Origin of the sequence: Streptomyces scabichelini (assembly GCF_011045015.1) — a bacterium.
Taxonomy (GTDB): Bacteria; Actinomycetota; Actinomycetes; order Streptomycetales; family Streptomycetaceae; genus Streptomyces; species Streptomyces scabichelini.
This window is the reverse complement of sequence record NZ_JAAKZY010000397.1, coordinates 1-4,001: the sequence shown is the minus strand read 5'-3', so window position 1 is coordinate 4,001 and position 4,001 is coordinate 1. Positions and strand designations below refer to the sequence as shown.

General features: G+C 58.6%; 2 rRNA genes. Both read right to left on the bottom strand.

Features of this window, described 5'->3' with window-relative positions:
* Window positions 1–30: 30 nt before the first annotated feature.
* Window positions 31–3,153: ribosomal RNA gene (locus G5C60_RS49820) — 23S ribosomal RNA — on the bottom strand.
* A 318-nt stretch (window positions 3,154–3,471) separates the two neighbouring features.
* Window positions 3,472–4,001: ribosomal RNA gene (locus G5C60_RS49815) — 16S ribosomal RNA — on the bottom strand; the annotation flags it as partial.

Below are 4,001 nucleotides of genomic sequence, written 5' to 3'. Positions count from 1 at the left end.
TCAGAACCAACACAGTGGACGCGAGCAGCTGAGGACAAGCCCTCGGCCTATTAGTACCAGTCACCTCCACCGGTTGCCCGGCTTCCAGATCTGGCCTATCAACCCGGTCGTCTACCGGGGGCCTTAACCCCTCAAAGGGGGTGGGAGTCCTCATCTCGAAGCAGGCTTCCCGCTTAGATGCTTTCAGCGGTTATCCCTCCCGAACGTAGCCAACCAGCCATGCCCTTGGCAGGACAACTGGCACACCAGAGGTTCGTCCGTCCCGGTCCTCTCGTACTAGGGACAGCCCTTCTCAAGACTCCTACGCGCACAGCGGATAGGGACCGAACTGTCTCACGACGTTCTAAACCCAGCTCGCGTACCGCTTTAATGGGCGAACAGCCCAACCCTTGGGACCGACTCCAGCCCCAGGATGCGACGAGCCGACATCGAGGTGCCAAACCATCCCGTCGATATGGACTCTTGGGGAAGATCAGCCTGTTATCCCCGGGGTACCTTTTATCCGTTGAGCGACGGCGCTTCCACAAGCCACCGCCGGATCACTAGTCCCGACTTTCGTCCCTGCTCGACCCGTCGGTCTCACAGTCAAGCTCCCTTGTGCACTTACACTCACCACCTGATTGCCAACCAGGCTGAGGGAACCTTTGGGCGCCTCCGTTACTCTTTAGGAGGCAACCGCCCCAGTTAAACTACCCATCAGACACTGTCCCCGATCCGGATCACGGACCCGGGTTAGACATCCAGCACGACCAGACTGGTATTTCAACGACGACTCCCCCACCACTGGCGTGGCGGGTTCACAGTCTCCCAGCTATCCTACACAAGCCGAACCGAACACCAATATCAAACTGTAGTAAAGGTCCCGGGGTCTTTCCGTCCTGCTGCGCGAAACGAGCATCTTTACTCGTAGTGCAATTTCACCGGGCCTATGGTTGAGACAGTCGAGAAGTCGTTACGCCATTCGTGCAGGTCGGAACTTACCCGACAAGGAATTTCGCTACCTTAGGATGGTTATAGTTACCACCGCCGTTTACTGGCGCTTAAGTTCTCAGCCTCGCACGCCCGAAAGCGCACTAACCGGTCCCCTTAACGTTCCAGCACCGGGCAGGCGTCAGTCCGTATACCTCGCCTTACGGCTTCGCACGGACCTGTGTTTTTAGTAAACAGTCGCTTCTCGCTGGTCTCTGCGGCCACCCCCAGCTCAGACAGTAAATGCCGTCACCGGTGATGGCCCCCCTTCTCCCGAAGTTACGGGGGCATTTTGCCGAGTTCCTTAACCATAGTTCACCCGAACGCCTCGGTATTCTCTACCTGACCACCTGAGTCGGTTTAGGGTACGGGCCGCCATAAAACTCGCTAGAGGCTTTTCTCGACAGCATAGGATCATCCACTTCACCACAATCGGCTCGGCATCAGGTCTCACCCACATGCCATCCGGATTTACCTGGATGACGGGCTACACCCTTACCCCGGGACAACCACCGCCCGGGCTGGACTACCTTCCTGCGTCACCCCATCACTCACCTACTACCAGCTCGGGTCACCGGCTCCACCACTTTCCTTTCCCCGAAGGGTCCGGAACGGCTTCACGGGCTTAGCATCACTGGATTCAGCGCTGGGCGCTTTACAGCGGGTACCGGAATATCAACCGGTTCTCCATCGACTACGCCTGTCGGCCTCGCCTTAGGTCCCGACTTACCCTGGGCAGATCAGCTTGACCCAGGAACCCTTAGTCAATCGGCGCACACGTTTCCCACGTGTGTATCGCTACTCATGCCTGCATTCTCACTCGTGAACCGTCCACAACTACCTTCCGGTGCTGCTTCACCCGGCACACGACGCTCCCCTACCCAACCCAACGGGCGTTGGCCCTCATGCTGGATTGACACGACTTCGGCGGTACGCTTGAGCCCCGCTACATTGTCGGCGCGGAATCACTTGACCAGTGAGCTATTACGCACTCTTTCAAGGGTGGCTGCTTCTAAGCCAACCTCCTGGTTGTCTCTGCGACTCCACATCCTTTCCCACTTAGCGTACGCTTAGGGGCCTTAGTCGATGCTCTGGGCTGTTTCCCTCTCGACCATGGAGCTTATCCCCCACAGTCTCACTGCCGCGCTCTCACTTACCGGCATTCGGAGTTTGGCTAAGGTCAGTAACCCGGTAGGGCCCATCGCCTATCCAGTGCTCTACCTCCGGCAAGAAACACACGACGCTGCACCTAAATGCATTTCGGGGAGAACCAGCTATCACGGAGTTTGATTGGCCTTTCACCCCTAACCACAGGTCATCCCCCAGGTTTTCAACCCTGGTGGGTTCGGTCCTCCACGACCTCTTACAGCCGCTTCAACCTGCCCATGGCTAGATCACTCCGCTTCGGGTCTTGAGCGCGCTACTATACCGCCCTGTTCGGACTCGCTTTCGCTACGGCTCCCCCACACGGGTTAACCTCGCAACACACCGCAAACTCGCAGGCTCATTCTTCAAAAGGCACGCAGTCACGACTGACAGCACAAGTGCTGCCAGCGACGCTCCCACGGCTTGTAGGCACACGGTTTCAGGTACTATTTCACTCCGCTCCCGCGGTACTTTTCACCATTCCCTCACGGTACTATCCGCTATCGGTCACCAGGGAATATTTAGGCTTAGCGGGTGGTCCCGCCAGATTCACACGGGATTTCTCGGGCCCCGTGCTACTTGGGTGTCTCTCAAACGAGCCGCTGATGTTTCGACTACGGGGGTCTTACCCTCTACGCCGGACCTTTCGCATGTCCTTCGCCTACATCAACGGTTTCTGACTCGCCCTGCCGCCGGCAGACGACAGAAGAGAGATCCCACAACCCCGTACACGCAACCCCTGCCGGGTCTCACACGTATACGGTTTAGCCTCATCCGGTTTCGCTCGCCACTACTCCCGGAATCACGGTTGTTTTCTCTTCCTGCGGGTACTGAGATGTTTCACTTCCCCGCGTTCCCTCCACACCGCCTATGTGTTCAGCAGTGGGTGACAGCCCATGACGACTGCCGGGTTTCCCCATTCGGAAACCCCCGGATCAAAGCCTGGTTGACGACTCCCCGGGGACTATCGTGGCCTCCCACGTCCTTCATCGGTTCCTGGTACCAAGGCATCCACCGTGCGCCCTTAAAAACTTGGCCACAGATGCTCGCGTCCACTGTGCAGTTCTCAAACAACGACCAACCACCCGTCACACACCACTCACGCGATGCTGCACCGGGGCCGGCACCGAAGACACCAGCCTCACGGCCGTGCCCTCAGACACCCAACAGCGTGCCCGACACCCTCGCCCCTCGCGGTCTGCGGTCCACGCTCCCGAAGGAGCAGTACTGGCAGCCCGAGCAGGCTGAGTGTGCCGAATAATCAACGTTCCACCCATGAGCTGACCACCGTCGGACATGCGCCGACGTAATGGCTCTGGACCACCAGACGAGGTCTGGCGGCCAGGTGCTCCTTAGAAAGGAGGTGATCCAGCCGCACCTTCCGGTACGGCTACCTTGTTACGACTTCGTCCCAATCGCCAGTCCCACCTTCGACCGCTCCCCCCAGCAAGCTGGTTGGGCCACGGGCTTCGGGTGTTACCGACTTTCGTGACGTGACGGGCGGTGTGTACAAGGCCCGGGAACGTATTCACCGCAGCAATGCTGATCTGCGATTACTAGCAACTCCGACTTCATGGGGTCGAGTTGCAGACCCCAATCCGAACTGAGACCGGCTTTTTGAGATTCGCTCCACCTTGCGGCATCGCAGCTCATTGTACCGGCCATTGTAGCACGTGTGCAGCCCAAGACATAAGGGGCATGATGACTTGACGTCGTCCCCACCTTCCTCCGAGTTGACCCCGGCGGTCTCCCGTGAGTCCCCAACCCTCCGAAGAGGTTGCTGGCAACACGGGACAAGGGTTGCGCTCGTTGCGGGACTTAACCCAACATCTCACGACACGAGCTGACGACAGCCATGCACCACCTGTACACCGACCACAAGGGGG